At 51.2% G+C, this 17456-nt stretch carries 14 protein-coding genes and 1 other annotated feature; of the genes, 1 reads left to right on the top strand and 13 read right to left on the bottom strand.

Going from position 1 to position 17456, the window contains the following annotated elements; translation table 11 throughout:
• Window positions 1–296 precede the first annotated feature (296 nt).
• From R0134_RS07975 to R0134_RS07920, 12 genes are all read right to left on the bottom strand, one after another.
• Entirely contained in the window at window positions 297–1355 is a 1059-nt protein-coding gene (locus R0134_RS07975) for an ABC transporter ATP-binding protein (RefSeq protein ID WP_319784252.1), read from the bottom strand.
• A 308-nt stretch (window positions 1356–1663) separates the two neighbouring features.
• Window positions 1664–3220: an iron ABC transporter permease gene (locus R0134_RS07970; protein ID WP_319784251.1), complete on the bottom strand. Its 1557-nt coding sequence runs from the start codon at window positions 3218–3220 to the stop codon at window positions 1664–1666.
• A gap of 302 nt (window positions 3221–3522) precedes the next feature.
• On the bottom strand, window positions 3523–4536 hold the full coding sequence (locus R0134_RS07965; RefSeq protein WP_319784250.1) for an extracellular solute-binding protein: 1014 nt from the start codon (window positions 4534–4536) through the stop codon (window positions 3523–3525).
• Between the two features lie 477 nt (window positions 4537–5013).
• A complete protein-coding gene (gene hisIE, locus R0134_RS07960; protein WP_319784249.1) occupies window positions 5014–5661 on the bottom strand; it encodes a bifunctional phosphoribosyl-AMP cyclohydrolase/phosphoribosyl-ATP diphosphatase HisIE in 648 nt (215 codons plus the stop codon).
• A complete protein-coding gene (gene hisF, locus R0134_RS07955) occupies window positions 5654–6427 on the bottom strand; it encodes an imidazole glycerol phosphate synthase subunit HisF (protein WP_319784248.1) in 774 nt (257 codons plus the stop codon). The genes hisIE and hisF overlap by 8 nt, the downstream gene beginning before the upstream one ends.
• The gene (hisA, locus tag R0134_RS07950) at window positions 6409–7146 is read right to left on the bottom strand and encodes a 1-(5-phosphoribosyl)-5-[(5-phosphoribosylamino)methylideneamino]imidazole-4-carboxamide isomerase (RefSeq protein WP_319784247.1); all 738 of its coding nucleotides are present in this window, start codon (window positions 7144–7146) and stop codon (window positions 6409–6411) included. The genes hisF and hisA overlap by 19 nt, the downstream gene beginning before the upstream one ends.
• Window positions 7147–7149: 3 nt before the next feature.
• On the bottom strand, window positions 7150–7740 hold the full coding sequence (gene hisH / locus R0134_RS07945; protein WP_319784330.1) for an imidazole glycerol phosphate synthase subunit HisH: 591 nt from the start codon (window positions 7738–7740) through the stop codon (window positions 7150–7152).
• 50 nt (window positions 7741–7790) lie between these two features.
• On the bottom strand, window positions 7791–8834 hold the full coding sequence (gene hisB, locus R0134_RS07940) for a bifunctional histidinol-phosphatase/imidazoleglycerol-phosphate dehydratase HisB (RefSeq protein ID WP_319784329.1): 1044 nt from the start codon (window positions 8832–8834) through the stop codon (window positions 7791–7793).
• Window positions 8835–8876: 42 nt separating this feature from the next.
• Window positions 8877–9950: a histidinol-phosphate transaminase gene (gene hisC / locus R0134_RS07935; RefSeq protein ID WP_319784246.1), complete on the bottom strand. Its 1074-nt coding sequence runs from the start codon at window positions 9948–9950 to the stop codon at window positions 8877–8879.
• Window positions 9947–11254, bottom strand: coding sequence for a histidinol dehydrogenase (gene hisD, locus R0134_RS07930; RefSeq protein WP_319784245.1), 1308 nt, complete (start codon window positions 11252–11254; stop codon window positions 9947–9949). Before hisD ends, hisC begins: the two co-directional genes overlap by 4 nt.
• 2 nt (window positions 11255–11256) lie before the next feature.
• Complete coding sequence (gene hisG / locus R0134_RS07925; RefSeq protein WP_319784244.1) at window positions 11257–12159, bottom strand: ATP phosphoribosyltransferase; 903 nt, start codon at window positions 12157–12159, stop codon at window positions 11257–11259.
• Between the two features lie 97 nt (window positions 12160–12256).
• Window positions 12257–12374: a sequence feature (His leader region), on the bottom strand.
• A 340-nt stretch (window positions 12375–12714) separates the two neighbouring features.
• Complete coding sequence (locus R0134_RS07920) at window positions 12715–13854, bottom strand: TAXI family TRAP transporter solute-binding subunit (protein ID WP_319784243.1); 1140 nt, start codon at window positions 13852–13854, stop codon at window positions 12715–12717.
• A gap of 723 nt (window positions 13855–14577) precedes the next feature.
• Between R0134_RS07920 and R0134_RS07915 the strand changes: the two genes are divergently transcribed.
• Window positions 14578–15294, top strand: a complete 717-nt coding sequence (locus R0134_RS07915; protein WP_319784242.1) for a divalent cation transporter — start codon at window positions 14578–14580, stop codon at window positions 15292–15294.
• A 220-nt stretch (window positions 15295–15514) separates the two neighbouring features.
• Here the strand turns inward: R0134_RS07915 and R0134_RS07910 are convergent, their stop codons facing one another.
• Complete coding sequence (locus R0134_RS07910) at window positions 15515–17356, bottom strand: monovalent cation:proton antiporter-2 (CPA2) family protein (RefSeq protein ID WP_319784241.1); 1842 nt, start codon at window positions 17354–17356, stop codon at window positions 15515–15517.
• Window positions 17357–17456 lie beyond the last annotated feature (100 nt).

Below are 17456 nucleotides of genomic sequence, written 5' to 3'. Positions count from 1 at the left end.
GGCGGCTACAATGGACATTTTGGTTTTTGTAGGCGAACACTTGCTCTCGCATTACGCCCCGGGCGTAAATCTTTAAACCCGCCAGTTACGCTGGATCGGCGAGCAAGTTGCCGGCTACAAGAGAGAGTTCTTTTGTAGGCGTAAATTTATTCGCGCATTACGCCCCAGGCGTAAATCTTTAAACCCGCCAGCAACGCTGGCCCCGCGAAGTCCTCTTTACCAAAGAGACGGCGGGCTACAAGTGAATACATGTTCGGCTACAAAGGCCCCGTTTTATGTTTTTGCTCGGCGCTGATTTATTCATACGCCATCACGGCACCTTCTATTTTTAAGCCAACGTATTCACCTGGGCTAAAGGTGCGGGTGCCGCTGACGCGCATTTGAATTTCTTGGGCGCCCCATTGCTCTTCGGTTTTTAAATGTACTAAGACGTTATGGCCATAATAAATGGTTTTTAGCACATGGCCGCCAAATTGCTGTTCATTAGGAGGGCTAACCACAAACTGCTCGGGGCGGATCATAATAGTGGCGGACTTAGAATCCGTGGCACAGCCGCCGGCTAGGGCTAAGGTACCAAAACGACTGTGAACACTGCCGTTGGCCACGACCGCTGGCAGCACTATGGCGTCACCGACAAATTTGGCGACATTAATATCAGTGGGGTATTGGTATAACGACACCGGATCACTGACTTGTACGCACTTTCCTCGGCGCATAACAGCCACTAAATCTGCCATCGACAGGGCTTCTTCTTGGTCGTGGGTGACGATAATGGCAGTGGCGCCGATGGCATTAAGCGTGGCTTTCACTTCTTCACGCAGTGCAATACGCAGGCCCGCATCCAACGCCGAGAAAGGTTCATCTAGCAGTACTAAAGACGGTGAGGGTGCTAGCGCGCGCGCCAGTGCAATGCGTTGCTGTTGGCCGCCAGAAAGTTCATGGGGCATACGTTGGCCAAGCCCGGCCATGCCCACCAGCTCGAGCATCTCGTTGACGCGCAGAGCTTTTAGCTGCTTGGTTTGCCGTTTCGAATCGGCGCTACTTAAACCAAAGGCAATGTTTTTCTCTACGGTTAGATGAGGGAATAACACCCCATGTTGCGGCACGTAGCCAATTTTTCTATATTCAGGTTTGGTATTAGTTTGGCCATCAAAGACTGTGTGGCCATTAATGATAATGCGCCCTGCATCTGGGGTTTCAAATCCGGCAATGGCGCGCAGCAGCGTGGTTTTACCACAACCTGAAGGGCCTAATACCGCCAGCATCTTGCCTTCTTCAAGCTCTAAATGAACATTACTGAGTGCTTGCACCTCAGAAAACTGTTTTGAGACCCGGTCGATGATCAATTTTTTCATATAATTCCTCCTGATTACTTATGAACCTCAGCTATTATGCGCCCTGTTTCAGTTTGTTCTTTTGTAGCTGCCGGTCTGGCTCCAAGGTCAAATGGTCTGGGTTTTGTAGCAGCCCGTCTCTTTAATAAAGAGGACTTCGGCTGGCCAGCTTTGCTGGCTGTTACTGAGGTTTAGATTTAAACCAAAACATAAAACCGAGCCGAAGTCCTCTTCGCCGAAGAGACGGGCTCCTACAAGAGAATAGGCAGGTACTACCATGTAAGCTGATAATCCAGCTGATAACTTCAGCTAAAACTTAAACCAAACACTTAAGCGTGAGCCGTATTGCGGGTAAAAGAGCGCATGGTTAATAGGTAAACGGGTAGGCCCGAGACCACAATCAGTAGCGCCGCATAGGGCGCTGAAGCGCCGTATTCCGCATTGGCCGTGTGCTCCCACACCTTTGTGGCTAAGGTGTCCACGCCGGTGGGGCGCAGCAATAAGGTGGCGGTCAGCTCTTTCATTATTTGTAAAAATACTAAGGCTAAACCCGCGCCTACGCCGGGGGCGATCAACGGCAAGGTGATGCGCATAAACACACTCAAGGCGCTTTTGCCTAAAGAGCGGGCCATCTCTTCTATTTGTGTAGATACTTGTATTAAGGCGGCGCGAATTGACGACTGGGCCAAGGGTAAATACAGCATGGCGTAGCCAATCAGTAGCAAAGGCGAGGTTTGATAAAAAGGAAAAGCATAACGAATGGCGAAAAATACCAAGGTTAAGCCGATCACCAAGCCCGGTAAGCTATGAATCAAATAAGGCAGGCGCTCGGCCATCATCGACAAGCGGCCCTGATAGCGCACCGCCAAAAATACCAACGGCAGGGCGAACACAATCGCTAACAGTGCGCCGCCAAAACCAAAGCTTAAGGTGGTCGTTAAGGCGCTCCACACTGCTTGGCCATGAAAAGCACTTGAGGTGCCATTCAGCAGCCAAAAGCTAATAATGCCCAGCGGCACACCGGCGGCAAGCGCCACTAATGCCATTAAACCTAATACCGCCAACGGCTTACACCAGCCAAGCTTGATCAATTGCTGCATGCCGGGCGAACCTTTGCGCTCAATGGCGTAATTGGCTTTGCCTCTGAGTAATAATTCCAGCCCGATCACCATTAAGCACAATAGCAATAAAACCAGCGTTAACATGGCCGCCGAGGCACCGTCGAAGGCCACATAATATTGGTCGAAAATAGCGGTGGTAAAGGTTTCATAATTTAAAAACGCCAAGGCACCAAATTCCGCCAGCATGTGCAAGGCAATCAAGATGGCGCCACCGTACAACGCTGGGCGCAGCTGCGGTAAGATCACCTTAAAAAAAGTTTGGGTGCGGTTAAAGCCTAAGGATCGCGAGGTTTCTTCTAATGCGGGATCCATGCCACGCAGCGCCGCAGCTACCGGCAAGTGCACTAAGGGGTAATTACACAAGGTCAGTACTAACACAGCACCGCCAAAACCTTCCAGTTGGGGCAAGAGCGAAATCCAGCTGTAGCTGCTAATAAAGGCCGGCACTGCAAAGGGCAGGGTGACCAAGGCATTCCAGATCTTGCGTTTGGGTACATCGGTGCGCTCAAGTAGCCAAGCGGTAGTCACACCTATCAAGGTGCTGAGTACGGTGACCACGGCCAGTAGCTGTAGCGTATTGAGTAACAGCTGATAAACCCGCGCCCGAAAAATCAGGCTCATGGCGTGATTCCAGCCCGCTTCTTGAGCCCGTATGATAATGTACAACAGCGGCAAGCTGGTGAGCAGTACCAACAAGATAACCGGCACCATTAGGCCAAGAGGGACAGCTTTGGTGCGATTTTTAACCATGATTTGACTAGACATTAAAGTTCTCTATTACGGGTCTTGTAGCTGCCCGTCTCTTTGGTAAAGAGGACTTCGGCAGGCCAGCGTAGCTGGCGGGTTTAACAATCAACACAAAACCGTGGCGAACAAGTTGCCACACTACAAAAGAATCGATGTTCTGTAGCTGCTCGTCTCTTTGATAAAGAGGACTTCGCCGGTCCTGAGCAATAAAATAATTTTTAAACCAAAGTTACAAAAAAGCCGGAGGCATCCTAACGCCTCCGGCTTTGGTCATTTGATGTGCGTTATTCCTTCCGTGGAACTGAGTATTTATAGAAGCGTTACAGTAAACCCACTTCTTGCAGCAGTTCAATGGCGGCTTTACCGTCGCTGTATTCGCCTAGATCTAGCGTGTCGTTCGGCGGAGTCAGCTCAGAAAACGGCTTTAAGCCATGGGTATCTACTTTAGAGTTAAGCGGATATTGAGCGCTGTTGTCGGTCAGGATCTGCTGGCCGGCTTCACTGGTGGCAAAGGCCATAAACTGCTGTGCTTCGTCTTGGTTGTTGCTTGATTTTAAAATAGCCGCGCCAGAGACGGTAATTAAGTCGCCTAAGTCATGGGTACCCATGAAGTAGAGTCCAGACTTGAGCTGAGCTGCACCTTGCTCGCGGGCCATGCTGTCCCAGTAGTAATTGTTAATTAGTGCAAACGGAATATCACCGCGTTCAACGGCATCTAACGCCGCCTTATTGTTACGATATTCTTTGCCGTTTTTCTGTAAGCCTTCTAACCAAGCCTTGGCTTGTTCACGACCGTCCAGTTTGATCATGGCCGACAGCTGCTTTTGAAAGGCGCCACTGGTCTTAACGAAGGCAAACTGGTCTTTCCATTTCGCATCCGTGAGGTCGTACACCGAAGTGGGCAGTTTATCGGTTGAAGTGCGGTCTTTGTTGTAGGCAATCACGCGTGAGCGCGCCAATAAGCCCACCCATTGGCCATTTTGGTCACGGTATTCGGCTGGGATATTGTTTAATGCTTTGTCATCGAGTGTTGCCAGCAAGCCTTGGTTGGCCAGCATGATCAAAGGCGTCGATTCTTCGGTGTAAATAATATCTGCGGGTGAGCGTTTGCCTTCTTCCACGATTTGGTGCGCCAACTCATTGCTCGAACCTTGGCGGGTTTCCACCTTAATGTGAGTGTGTTCGGTGAAGGCGTCAATCAAGGCGAGGGTGGCGGTTTTATGCTGGCCATTATAAATAGTTAACGCCGCATTGGCGCTCAGTGGGCTAAAAAGCAGCATAGTCGAGAGCGCCAAGGTGCTGAGTTTAAGGGAGCGACGGCGAGCATTCGACATAGTAAGATCCTTAAGGTAATGAGAGGTCTGCAATACAGTTGATAATGATAATGCTTGTCAATACCGAGAAAATGTATCATATGACTGAGTCATGTCAAGCAGTTAGCTCTGTAGATATCCTGAGATACAGAGTGGCTAGTCATCTGAATTTTTTTAGTTTAATGCGTAACGGGCAGCGTAATAGTCAGCAATATCAAAGGTAATCTATTTCTATTAAACATAATGTTAAGTGATACGTAGTTTTGTGTTCTAGTGAAATATGTGGTTTAGGGAGGAAATTTACGATCTTGTAGCCGGCAATTTATTCGCCGGTCCTGCGAAGCAGGATGATTTAATAAAGCAGGACCGCCGAAGTCCTCTTTACCAAAGAGACGGCCGGCTACAAATACCTTAAAACATACTTGCCGTTAACAAAAAAGCCGACTGCAGGGCGCGGTCGGCTTTAAAAATCATGAACTACTATTTTAACGTCAGCGCTTAGCGGTGGCGCTCTTGCAGCTTGGCTATTACATCCGCCAGTTGCAGCTCTTCTTGTTGCAGCAGAACGGTAAGGTGGTAGATAAGATCTGCAGACTCGCTTACTAACTCTTCTTTGTCGTGCACGGTGGCGGCCAGCGCGGTTTCTACGCCTTCTTCACCCACTTTTTGCGCGATACGCTTGGTGCCGCTGGCATAGAGGCTGGCGGTGTAGCTGGACTTAGGATCCGCGCCTTTACGGCTGGCAATCACTTGCTCTAACTCGGCCAAGAAGGTGAGGTTAGGGGTGACTTGCTCGTTAAAGCAGGATACATGACCTAAATGACAAGTAGGACCAATCGGCTCCACTATTGCCAGCAAGGTATCGTTATCGCAGTCGGTGCTGATGTCGACTAACTGCAAATAATGGCCGGAGCTTTCGCCTTTGGTCCACAAACGGTTTTTAGTGCGACTAAAAAAGGTCACTTGCTTGCTGGCCAGCGTCAGCGCCAGCGCCTCGGTGTTCATGTAGCCCAACATCAGCACGCGTGCGCTGTGGCGGTCTTGTACTATCACCGGCATTAAGCCGTCAACTTTGGCCCAATCTAGCTGGCTGTCGTTGAAGGTGAGGGCGTCTGTGGTGTTAGCGGTGTTTGAAGCATCAGTCACGAGTTTGAATTCCTTGTTGTCTTAAATACAGCTTCAGCTCAGCGATGTTGATGATGCCTTTGTGAAACACGGACGCGGCCAGCGCGCCGTCTACGTCTGCCTGTAAGAAGGCGTCTTTAAAGTGCAGCATTTCACCGGCGCCACCGGAGGCAATCAGTGGCACCTTACAAATGGCGCGCACTTTTTGCAGTTGCTCAAGATCGTAACCTTGGCGTACGCCATCTTGGTTCATCACGTTCAGCACAATTTCACCGGCACCGCGGCGCTGCACTTCTTCCACCCAGTCGAGCGTGCTCCACTTGGTGACCTGAGTGCGGCTTTCGTCACCGGTAAACTGATGCACCTGATACTCACCGGTTGCTTCGTCATAGTAGGAGTCGATACCCACGACGATGCATTGCACGCCAAAGGTGTCGGCAAGCTCGGTGATTAGCGCTGGATTACTTAACGCCGGGGAGTTGATGGAAATTTTATCGGCGCCAAATTCTAAAATTTGTGCTGCATCCGCCACCGACTTAATGCCACCGGCCACACAAAACGGAATATCGATCACTTCGGCCACGCGGCTGACCCAGCTTTTATCGACCACGCGGTCTTGGCTGCTGGCGGTAATGTCATAAAACACCAACTCATCGGCACCCTCGGCCGCATAACGCTGGGCCAGGGGCACTATGTCACCGATAATTTCATGGTTACGAAACTTAACGCCTTTCACCACTAAGCCATCTTTTACGTCTAAACAGGGGATTATGCGTCTTGCCAGCATGCGATTGCCTCCGCCACGTTAAACTTACCTTCTAGCAAAGAGCGACCCAAGATCACGCCTGCCACACCAGTGTTAGTCAGCGCCTTAATGTCATCGATATTGCCAATGCCACCGGAGGCCTGCCATAAAATGGTGGGATAGCGCGCCGCTAATTCACGGTATAACGCCACGTTTGAGCCAGTGAGCGTGCCGTCTTTCGAGATATCGGTACACAATACATGGCACAGGCCCGCCGGCAGATAATGCTCAAGCAGCGCTTCTATGGTGATGCCGCTGTCTTCTTGCCAACCGGCGATGGCCACTTTCTTTTCGCCTTCCGGCGTAATGTTAATGTCCAGCGCCAATACGATGCGCTCGGGTCCGTATTGCTTGATCCAACCCACCACCATTTCTGGGTTTTTAACGGCAGTGGAGCCAATCACCACTCTTTGTACGCCAATGTCGAGCAAGTCTTTGACGTCTTGCTCAGTGCGAATGCCGCCACCTATTTGCACCGGTACTGGGGTATTCATCACTAATTGCTTAATGATATCGAGCTGGCGCTGGCTGCTGTCTTTGGCGCCGTCCAGATCCACTAAGTGCAGCTGGGTCGCGCCCTCGGCCACGTAGAGGTCAAAGCGCTCTTGAGCGGAAGCTGTGTATTGCGTTTTTTGCTCATAGTCGCCCTGATACAGACGTACTACCTTACCGCCAATTAGATCAATGGCCGGAATAATCATATTTTACAGCTCCAAGAAATTTTTCAGTAATTGTGCACCGGCCGCACCCGAGCGTTCTGGGTGAAATTGCACGCCAAAGAAATTAGCATTGCTAATGGCGGCGCTAAAGTTCACGCCATGCTGGCTGGTGGCGAGGGTGTACTCGCCCACTGGCACCGCATACGAGTGCACAAAATAAAAATAGCTGCCATCGGGAATGTCTTTAAACAGCGGATGATCCGCCATGGGCGTAATTTGATTCCAACCCATGTGCGGCAAGCGCACGCCGTCTGAGGCTTCCATGTGCTGACACTCGGCATCCACCAGGCCTAAACAGCCCACGTCACCCTCACTGGAATGATTAACCAGCATTTGCATGCCCAGACAAATACCCAAGACGGGCTGCTGCAGCTGGCTGATCAACGCCACCAAATTGCGCTCTTTTAGGTTTTTCATGGCCTCACTTGCGGTGCCCACGCCGGGCAGCAGCAGCTTGTCGGCTGCCAATAATACGTCGTGGTCACGACTCACGGTTACGCTATAACCTAAGCGCTCGATGGCGTAGCGCACCGATGATAAATTGGCACAGCCGGTATCAATAATGGCGATTTTAATGTTTTGGCTCTTGTTGGTTTGGCCGTTTTTAGTTTCAGTGATGGCTTCGCTCACAGCACCCCCTTGCTGGAAGGTAATTCATTACCCTCCACCTTGAGTGCTTGGCGCAATGCGCGGCCAAAGCTCTTAAAGGTGCTTTCCACCATGTGATGGGTGTTTTCACCGGTCACTTTAAGGTGGATATTGCAGGCGAGACTGTCGCTCAGTGAGCGGAAGAAGTGCGGCACCATTTCCACGGACATATCGCCGACGCGGTCTTGGTTGAACTTACCGTCAAACGACATATAAGGGCGGCCGGATAAATCCAGTGTTACTGCCGCTTCGCACTCGTCCATCGGCAGCACAAAACCAAAGCGACCGATGCCGCGTTTGTTGCCGAGCGCTTTACGCAGGGCTTCGCCCATGGCCAGTGCGGTGTCTTCTACCGTGTGGTGATCGTCGATGTGCAAGTCACCCTCAACTTGTACGTTGAGCTGAAAACCGCCGTGAGTGGCAATTTGATCCAGCATATGGTCGAAGAAGTTCAAGCCGGTGTTGATTTGGCTGCCGCCTTGGGTGTCTAAGTCCAGTGACAAGCGAATATCGGTTTCTTTGGTAGTACGAGTCACGGCGGCTTTGCGGCCACGGCTTAACAGGCTGCTCACGATTTCATTCCAGCCGATGATCACGCCATTGGCGTCTGCATGACCGTAATGAAAGCTCGGCAAGCCCATGTTTTCGGCCAGCTGAATGTCGGTGTGGCGATCGCCAATCACCCAAGAGTCGGTAAAGTCGATGCGACCCGCTTGCAGGTAATCTTTTACAAGACCTAAGCGCGGCTTGCGGCATGCGCAATCGTCTTCTTGAAAATGCGGGCAGACTAAGGTGTCTTGAAACTGCACGCCTTGGGAATTCAAGATTTGCATCATCAAGTTATGAGGTGCATCAAAGTCCGCTTGTGGGAAGCTGTCGGTGCCTAAGCCATCTTGGTTAGTAACCATCACCAGCTTGTAGCCTGCGTCTTGCAGTTTGAGCAAGGCTGGGATCACGCCGGGTAAAAACGCCAGCTTATCGAGACGGTCTAATTGTTTGTCGACTTTGGGCTCTTCTACCATGGTGCCATCGCGGTCGATGAATAAAATACGTTCCTTAGTCACTTATTGCTCCTGTTGCAGTACGTTGAGTACCGCGTCCATCTCGGTTTGTGTACCGATGGTGATCCGAATGCAGTCCGCAAGTCCGGGTCTGCTGGCGAAGTCGCGTAATATAATACCGGCCTTGGCCATGCGTGAAAATAACGCCGCGCCATTGCTAAAACGCACTAATAAATAGTTACCGTTAGGGGCAAACACTTCTTTTACGTCTGAGTGTTTGCTGAGTTGTTCAGCCAGCTCAAGCTTTAAGCTGTTCACTTCTGCCACGCGATTGCGCATGGTAGCCAAGCCTGACTCCGTTAGTGCCTGAGCGGCAATTTGCGCCACTGGCTCTGGAATGGGGTAGGGCGGGATCACTTTTAATAGCAGCTCAATCACGTGCGGGTGTGCCAAGGTAAAGCCACAACGCAGGCCTGCCAGACCAAAAGCCTTAGACAGCGTGCGGATGATCACCAACTCGGGATAGTCGGCCAGTAAACTGGCTTGGCTAAACTCGGGGCAAAACTCGATATAGGCTTCATCCACCACTACTAACGCGCGATCTTTGGCGGCGGTCAGCAAGCGACACAAACCCGCTTGGTCGACCAAATCCCCAGTGGGATTATTGGGCGAGCACAAGAACACGATTTTGACCTGATCAAGCTTAGCAATAATGGCGTCAAAGTCGGGCTGGCGCTCGGCGCTCAAAGGCACGTCAATAATGGCCACGTCATTGGTCTGGGCACTGATGGCGTACATGCCGTAAGTGGGCGAACACAATAAGATGCTGTCTTGGCCCGGCTCACAAAAGGTACGAATTAATAATTCGATGCCTTCATCGCCGCCACGAGTCACCAGTAACTGCTCTGGAGCCACACCGGCATAGGCCGCATAAGCATTCACTACTTGCGGTGGCTGGCACTCGGGATAACGATTAAGGCGTGAGCAATCAAGGGCATACTCGCCGCTGTCTGCTGCTTCGTTGGCATTGAGCCAAATGTGGCCTTGACCACCAATGCGGCGCGCTGATTGATAAGGCGTTAGCGCCTGCACTTGGCGGCGGGCTAACTGGGTAAGGCCTAATGCAGATTGACTCATGCTTGCTTCTCCACCGTTTGTTTCTCTAGCTTGGCAAGCCGCAGGCTTACCGCATTTTTATGGGCATCCAAGGTTTCTGTGGCCGCCAGTAATTCCACCGCCGGACCTATGGCTTGCAGGCCAGCAGGGGTCAATTCTTGTACGGTAAAGCGACGCTGATAATCTGCCAGACCTAAACTCGAATAGGTGCGCGAATAACCGTAGGTAGGCAAGGTGTGGTTAGTACCACTGGCGTAGTCGCCCACCGACTCTGGCGTCCAGGCGCCTAAAAATATAGAGCCAGCATTTTTTAAGCGCGGTAACAGCGCACGCGGATCGACGGTTTGTACAATCAAGTGCTCAGGTGCATAGGCGTTAGAAATCTGCACCGCTTGCGCCAAATCAGCACAAATAAAAGTACGGCTTTCAAGCAGCGCTTGGCGGGCAATCTCGGCGCGCGACAATTGTGCCAATTGAACTTCTAGTGCCAGATTGACTTTGTCTGCCAAGGCGCGGCAGGGCGTGACTAAGATTACCTGAGAGTCGGTGCCGTGTTCAGCCTGTGACAATAAATCTGAAGCCACAAAGTCTGCATCTGCGTCTGCATCGGCAATCACCAATACTTCTGATGGGCCAGCAGGCATATCGATGGCCGCACCTGCTACATCACCGGATACTTGGCGCTTGGCTTCGGTGACCCAGGTATTGCCGGGGCCAAAAATCTTATCCACTTTAGTGATGGTTTCACTGCCGTAGGCCATGGCCGCCACCGCCTGCGCCCCGCCCAATGTATAGATGGCGTCTACGCCACAACGGCCCGCAGTGTAAATAATGGCGTCATTAATGGGGGGCGGTGAGCACAAGACTACGCGCCCACAACCGGCCAAACGCGCCGGAATGGCAAGCATCATGACCGTGGACACCAAGGGTGCTGTGCCACCTGGCACATATAAACCCACTTTTTCTATCGGCTGAAAATGCAGCTCACAGTGCACACCTGGGCTGGTTTCTTGCACGATAGGCGTCGGCAATTGAGCCCGGTGAAAGGTCTCAATGTTGGTCATGGCCAGCTCTAACGCGGCTTTTAGCTCATCACTAACGCGTAATGAGGCCGCATCTATCTCGGCTTGTGTTAATTGCAGCGTCTCGCGCTCGGCCTTATCAAGGGTGCGCGTCAGCTCAATGAGTGCTGCGTCACCACCTTGGCGCACCTTTTCAATAATGTCCGCCACTTGGGCTTCACGGCCGCCTTGGGCGAGCGCGGGGCGGCGCAGCGCCTGGGCTTGCTCAAGGTCAGTTAAGGTATTCCAATCCAGAATTTTCATGTTTACTCCATCATCTTCTCGATGGGCAATACCAAAATGGACGAGGCGCCCAGCGCTTTGAGGCCTTCCATGGTTTCCCAGAACATGTCTTCGCTGCTCACCACGTGTATAGCCACTTGGTTGCTTTCACCAGCCAAGTTCATGATAGTCGGGCGCTCGGCACCGGGCAGCAGGTCGATCACTTGTTCTAGTCGGTCTTTTGGCGCGTGCAGCATGATGTATTTGCTTTCGCGAGCTTGCTGTAAACCTTGAATACGGGGCAGCAATTTGTCGATCACCGCTTGCTTGGCGACAGATAATTCAACGGCGCTTTGGATCAGCACGGCTTTGGAGCGAAAAATCACATCTGCTTCTACCAAGCCATTGGCTTCTAACGTGGCACCGGTAGACACTAAGTCACAGATGGCGTCGGCCACACCGGCGCGCGGTGCTACTTCTACCGAGCCGTTTAGCATCACGCTTTTAAACTTCACGCCGTGGCTGTCCATAAAACGCTTTAATAACCAAGGGTAAGAGGTAGCAATACGCTTACCTTCTAAGCTTTGCACGCCGGGGTAATTGGCATCTTGCGCCACGGCCAATGACAAGCGGCAACCGCCAAAGTCTAAACGCTTAAGCACGCTGTAATCAGCGGCTTCGCCTTGGGCTTGACGCTCCATTACGGTTTCTTCTAACACGTTCTCGCCAACCACGCCCAAATCCACTACGCCGTCCATCACCAAGCCTGGGATATCGTCATCGCGCACTAATAACAAGTCGATGGGCATGTTCTCTGCGTGGGCGATCAGGCGCTGCTCACGTAAGTTGAGTTTAACGCCACAGCCTTTAAGCAGCTGCTGACATTCTTTGCTTAAACGGCCTGATTTTTGAATCGCGATGCGTAGTCGAGTGTTATCCGAAGTCATGATGCGGGTTTCCTTGTGGGTCACGTTAAGTATCAAAAATAATGTTATAGAATAAAGTCGTATTAGGTTGTGTAGATAGTGCCAATCAAAAAACGAAAAAAACCCCCGGAGCAAAGCTTCCGAGGGTTAATATATTGATCCTGCTGGAAGCCGCCAAGCGTGTGGCCTTCCAGAATAATATTCTGAAAGCCTAGTCGGGAATATGATGGTGATGATGCTTGGCATTGTGCAGGAAGTTCATAATGAGTGTGGCCTATGTCTCGCTAATTGGTCTGCGCTCACATTAGCAAGCCGCGCTAGCTTTGCCAACCCCAGAAGGCAATAAAGTTGGGGCGCTGCTGCTTTGCTCGCAAGTAGCGAATCGTGACATTTAACACAGCAAAAGTCGGTGCTTTTGCTGTGTTCGCACTTATTGGTTTGTTACTTGCCATAACGAGAGCCAACCAGCATGAAACACTGCTTTGTTTGCTAGGTTCGCTATGAACGATATCATTACCCGCTTAGCGCTTTTTCTCAGCATGGCTTTTATGTATATGCCCTAAAAAGCGGAAACGCTTATTTGATCACTTGGCGCTCGGTACTATTTTTCAATTCCTCGTTCTGTACCTCGTTCTGCACTTTGCTTTCCGTGGCTAACAACCCTCGCGCGTTAAGCGGGTTAGCGTGAATGGCGGCAAAAGACGACACCGGATTGCTGGCGCGAGTAATAATATGAAACACCTCGGGGTAGAGTTGGCCAATAAAGGCTGCATTGCTCACGCTGGTCTTGGTAAATTGCTCATTGCCAATTTGGGCGGCCAAGGCGCTGGTATTGACGGTCATGGCCAAGTCTAATTTGTTCTCAGCCAAGCTGTTTAAATTTTCCAACGACGCATCCGTGGCCACACTGGTGATATTAATGCTTGGAATATCTTTATTCCAGAGGTTCGCCAGCTCGCCGCCCAGTGGATAGTAGGTGCCGCCTTGACTGCCGGAGCCTAAAATAAACTCTCGTTTATTGCGCGACAGGTTTAGCTCAGCCACGGGCTGGCTGACGATTAAGCCTTGCTCTTCATAAAAGCGCTTAGCGCCCGGATGAATACGCAGCTGCTCGGCGCCATCGAGCGCATGGGTGAGTGTTAAGAATTGCGCTTGAGAATGAGGAATAGCCTTACCTTGCTCATACATCACTTTGGCCAGCTGATAAGCTAATTCGTCACTGATGGTGTTGGTATTGGCCATTAATACCGCGGAGGCGGCCAGCGTTTGCACGTCTTTATCTAAAAAGAGGTAGCTGTCTTTAGGAATACTAAAACGGCGATAGCCGGTGTGCTGTTCAAAGTCGTCGAGCACGGCGTCGGAGACACTCAATAATTTGAGATCGCCGGTAGCGGCCTGCAAACTGTCAATATTGCGGCTCGGTAAACCAAAAAAGCCCATGGCAATATCCGTGCTGCCCGTTTCTACGCCATTGAGCGCCTCTTCAAACCGGCCTTCTTGAGCACTAAAGTCGTTTTCTGTGAGGTTGTACGCTGCTAACAGACGATGGGAGGCGTGATTGCTGGCGCTGTTTTCTGGGCCCAGCGCGATATTGGCCTTGGGCTCGACGGCATCACAACCTACCAGCGCGACCAACAGCAGTGGCGCGACCAACATAGCGAGTCGCTTTTTTACCGGCTTGGCAAAGTGCGCCCCAAGCTGTTCCCTAATTTTCATTCGTCTGTCCATCCTCATTGCCAAGAGAGCCGTTATATTACCGCGAACTGGCAACAATGGCACTGTACGTATCCGGCTAAAAGCACATAACTGCAGCAAGCGTAGATATCTGATCCTTTTATTACTGATTTGTTTATTAGGCACTCTTATTAGACCTAGTTTATCCGACACCAGAAGACAACGCGGGCGGCGGCTATCTTGTTTTTTAGTGGCTTGATGTGTGAGCTAACGGCAGGCAACATAGCGCACAAGCCGGCATAATCAGTGTCAAATGAGTAATTATACAGTCATAAGGAGACCTGATTACTTATGAACCTCAGCCATTATGCGCCCTGTTTCGGTTTGTTCTTTTGTAGCTGCCGGTCTTGCTCCAAGGTCAAATGGTCTGGGTTTTGTAGCAGCCAATTCATTCGGCTGGCCAGCTTTGCTGGCTGTTACTGAGGTTTAAATTTAAAGCAAAACATCAAACCGTGCCGAATAAATTGGCACCTACAAGAGAGGAGACGGGCATCTCCCTGTAACTTATTGAATTCATTGATGCTGAATTCACTGAAATATGGCTGAGCTTTGTGAGTAATCAGGTGGCTCTAAAATTAACCAGCTACGGGGTATGGTATCTTTCGTAGGTGGCCGTCTCTTCGCCGCAGTTTGGAGCTTGGCTAACCACATCCGTTATGCCGGATTACTTAAAAGAGCTATTTATACAGTCATAAGGAGATGGGCATGCTAGAGATAGGGATTATTATCGGGTTAACCTTGTTGGCTGGCCTTGCCATGCCGTTAGGGGCCTTTATTGGGAGCTATCAGCATCTGCGGCCACACTGGCTAGAAAATGAATTACGCCACGGGGTGGCGGCCTTTGGCGGTGGCGCTTTACTGTCGGCGGTGGCCTTAGTATTAGTGCCAGAGGGCACAGCACACTTATCCTTGTGGAGCGCGGTACTGTGCTTTTGTGCTGGCGGCCTGACCTTTATGGCGCTGGATATGCTGCTGTATAAGCTCAATACCCCGGCTAGCCAATTAGCGGCCATGTTGTCGGACTTTATTCCGGAGTCGCTGGCGCTGGGTGCGGCTTTGGCGTTGGGCGGCATCGGTAGTGCGTTGTTATTGGCGGTACTGATGGCGCTGCAAAATATGCCCGAGGGTTTTAATGCCTATCGTGAGCTTAAGGCTGCAGGGCGTTACAGTGGCAAGCGCATCATCATTACCTTTGCCGTTATGGCCATGTTAGGGCCGGTGGCGGGCTTGTCGGGCTATGTGTGGCTGGCCGACTCGCCGCTGTTAGTGGCGGGGATTATGCTGTTTGCCGCGGGGGGAATTTTATATTCGGTGTTTCAAGATATCGCCCCGCAAGCGGTACTCGACAAACACTGGGCACCCCCTATGGGTGCCGTGCTAGGTTTTGTATTGGGCGTAGCAGGGCACATGCTTACCCAATAAACTAACGGGAGTGAGGATGAAGGAAAGGAGTCAGGGGTGCGTAATATCATTCTGTAAATCTAAATGATCAGTATCTGTCTTTTGTAGTGTGGCAATTTATTCGCCACGGTTTTATGTTTTAAAACAGCCAGCGAAGCTGGCCCGTCGAACAAGTTGACGGCTACAAGGTAAAAACAAAAACGGTGATGAGGTCCTCTTCACCGAAATTACAAGAAAGCCGCTAGTGTTTATTATCGCCGTCGCCACTGGCTTCTTGCTGCAGCACTTTCGGCGCTTTTTCAAGATGGTCAGCTTCAAATAAGGTTTCTAATTCGGCGCGGGCTTGGCGCGCGCTTTGAAATAACGCCGCTTCATCGTCATACACCTTATGCTGCTCTATTAGTAGCTGTTCATCATGCTCGCGAAAGCGATGTAAGCGCGCTTCAATTTGCTCTTCTTTTAAACCTAAGCCTTGCATCACCCGCCGGCACATTTCAACGCTGGAATGAAAGGTCTCCCGCACCGGCATAGCGCCTAAGTCCCATAGTTTATGTACGTGTTGGCGGTTACGCGCTCGCGCTATCACTTTCATGTGTGGATAACGCTCGCGAATGGCTTGGGTGGTGCTGAGGTTAATCTCAGGATTATCAGTGGCGACAATAAAAAATTCCGCCTGCTCGGCACCGGCGCTGCGCAGTACGCCTGGGCGCAGGGGGTCGCCGTAAAAAATAGCAATATCATCAATTTTTCGAGTAATGCTAATGGTATCGACCTCGGTTTCAAAGGCTACAAATGGAATACGCTGGGCGCGTAATACCCGCGCCACAATTTGGCCCATGCGGCCCATACCCACGATCACAGCACGGGGCTTATTATCACTCACCTCGCTATATTCCGGCGGCACTGGGCGTGGAGGCGTGGCTTGAGTTAACACCTTGGCCAGCGCCAATAAGATCAGCGGTGTGAGCGCCATGGACAGCGTGATGGTTAACACCAAGATGCTGTGCAGTTGGCTATCGAACAGGCCGTTATCCTCGGCGAGGCCAAATAACACGAAGGCAAATTCACCGCCGGCGGCCAGTAACAGGCCTAACTTAATAGCACTCATGCCATCGAGCTTGCCGATTTGACGACCGACCAAGGCTAGCAAAGGCAATTTGAGCGCCAGCAATAACAGCGCTAAGCCTATGATCAGCAGTGGATAATCTAAGAGCAGGCTTAAGTCGGCGCTCATGCCTACGCCGATAAAGAATAAACCCAGTAATAAGCCTTTAAAGGGTTCAATCTGTGATTCTAATTCATGGCGATATTCCGAGTCAGCCAACAGCATGCCGGCCAAAAACGCGCCCAGCGCCATAGAAACATGGGCCCATTCCATTAAGTAGGCGGTACCCATCACCACTAATAAGGCGGTGGCGGTCGACACTTCTTGTAAGCCGGTTTTGGCGACGATGCGAAATACTGGACGTAATAAATAGCGGCCACCGATCACCACTAATCCTATGCTGGCGGCGACTTGCAGCAAATGCATGATACCGCCGCCAGAGCTGGTGGCTTGCGCGGCGCCAAGGGCGGGCACTATGGCAATGAGCGGGATGGCGGCTATGTCTTGAAACAATAAAATGGCGAACGCTTGTCGTCCATGAGGGCTGCTCATTTCTTTGCGCTCAGCTAATAGCTGCAAGCCCATGGCGGTAGACGACAGCGCTAAACCAAATCCTAAGATGAGTGCGGTTTTCCAACCTTGGCCAAACCCTTGCCAAGCGACGGCGCCTAAAATCAGGCCTGTGATTAATACTTGCGCTAATCCGGCACCAAACACGGCGCGGCGCATCACCCATAAGCGTCGAGGCGATAACTCAAGGCCGATAATAAACATCAACATCACCACGCCGAGCTCAGAGAGCTGGGAAATGCTGTCCGGCTGGCTGATCAAACCCAATACCGAGGGCCCAATTAATACGCCGCCCAACAGATAGCCGAGCACGGCGCCCAGTTTTAGTCGCTTGGCCAGCGGCACCATTAACACCGCGGTTAACAGGAAAATAACGCTGGCATGAAGCAGTCCACTGGTTTCGGACATCATGATTCCTCGAATGTATTTAGGTTGGGTAAGCTAAGCAGAACGGCATAACCGATAAGATTTTAGCCCTAATTTTACAACGGAACGCACAAGGCGCACA

It is taken from the genome of Oceanisphaera sp. IT1-181, from assembly GCF_033807535.1.
Classification (GTDB): Bacteria; Pseudomonadota; Gammaproteobacteria; order Enterobacterales; family Aeromonadaceae; genus Oceanimonas.
The sequence above is the reverse complement of the archived record's forward strand: the minus strand, read 5'-3'. Positions and strand labels throughout refer to the sequence as shown.

Bases quoted from the DNA above. Each gene is read 5' to 3' on its own strand.
- R0134_RS07975 (WP_319784252.1), bottom strand. From the start codon at position 1,355: ATGAAAAAATTGATCATCGACCGGGTCTCAAAACAGTTTTCTGAGGTG.
- R0134_RS07970 (WP_319784251.1), bottom strand. From the start codon at position 3,220: ATGTCTAGTCAAATCATGGTTAAAAATCGCACCAAAGCTGTCCCTCTT.
- R0134_RS07965 (WP_319784250.1), bottom strand. From the start codon at position 4,536: ATGTCGAATGCTCGCCGTCGCTCCCTTAAACTCAGCACCTTGGCGCTC.
- hisF (WP_319784248.1), bottom strand. From the start codon at position 6,427: ATGCTGGCAAGACGCATAATCCCCTGTTTAGACGTAAAAGATGGCTTA.
- hisA (WP_319784247.1), bottom strand. From the start codon at position 7,146: ATGATTATTCCGGCCATTGATCTAATTGGCGGTAAGGTAGTACGTCTG.
- hisB (WP_319784329.1), bottom strand. From the start codon at position 8,834: ATGGTAGAAGAGCCCAAAGTCGACAAACAATTAGACCGTCTCGATAAG.
- hisC (WP_319784246.1), bottom strand. From the start codon at position 9,950: ATGAGTCAATCTGCATTAGGCCTTACCCAGTTAGCCCGCCGCCAAGTG.
- hisD (WP_319784245.1), bottom strand. From the start codon at position 11,254: ATGAAAATTCTGGATTGGAATACCTTAACTGACCTTGAGCAAGCCCAG.
- hisG (WP_319784244.1), bottom strand. From the start codon at position 12,159: ATGACTTCGGATAACACTCGACTACGCATCGCGATTCAAAAATCAGGC.
- R0134_RS07920 (WP_319784243.1), bottom strand. From the start codon at position 13,854: ATGAAAATTAGGGAACAGCTTGGGGCGCACTTTGCCAAGCCGGTAAAA.
- R0134_RS07915 (WP_319784242.1), top strand. From the start codon at position 14,578: ATGCTAGAGATAGGGATTATTATCGGGTTAACCTTGTTGGCTGGCCTT.
- R0134_RS07910 (WP_319784241.1), bottom strand. From the start codon at position 17,356: ATGTCCGAAACCAGTGGACTGCTTCATGCCAGCGTTATTTTCCTGTTA.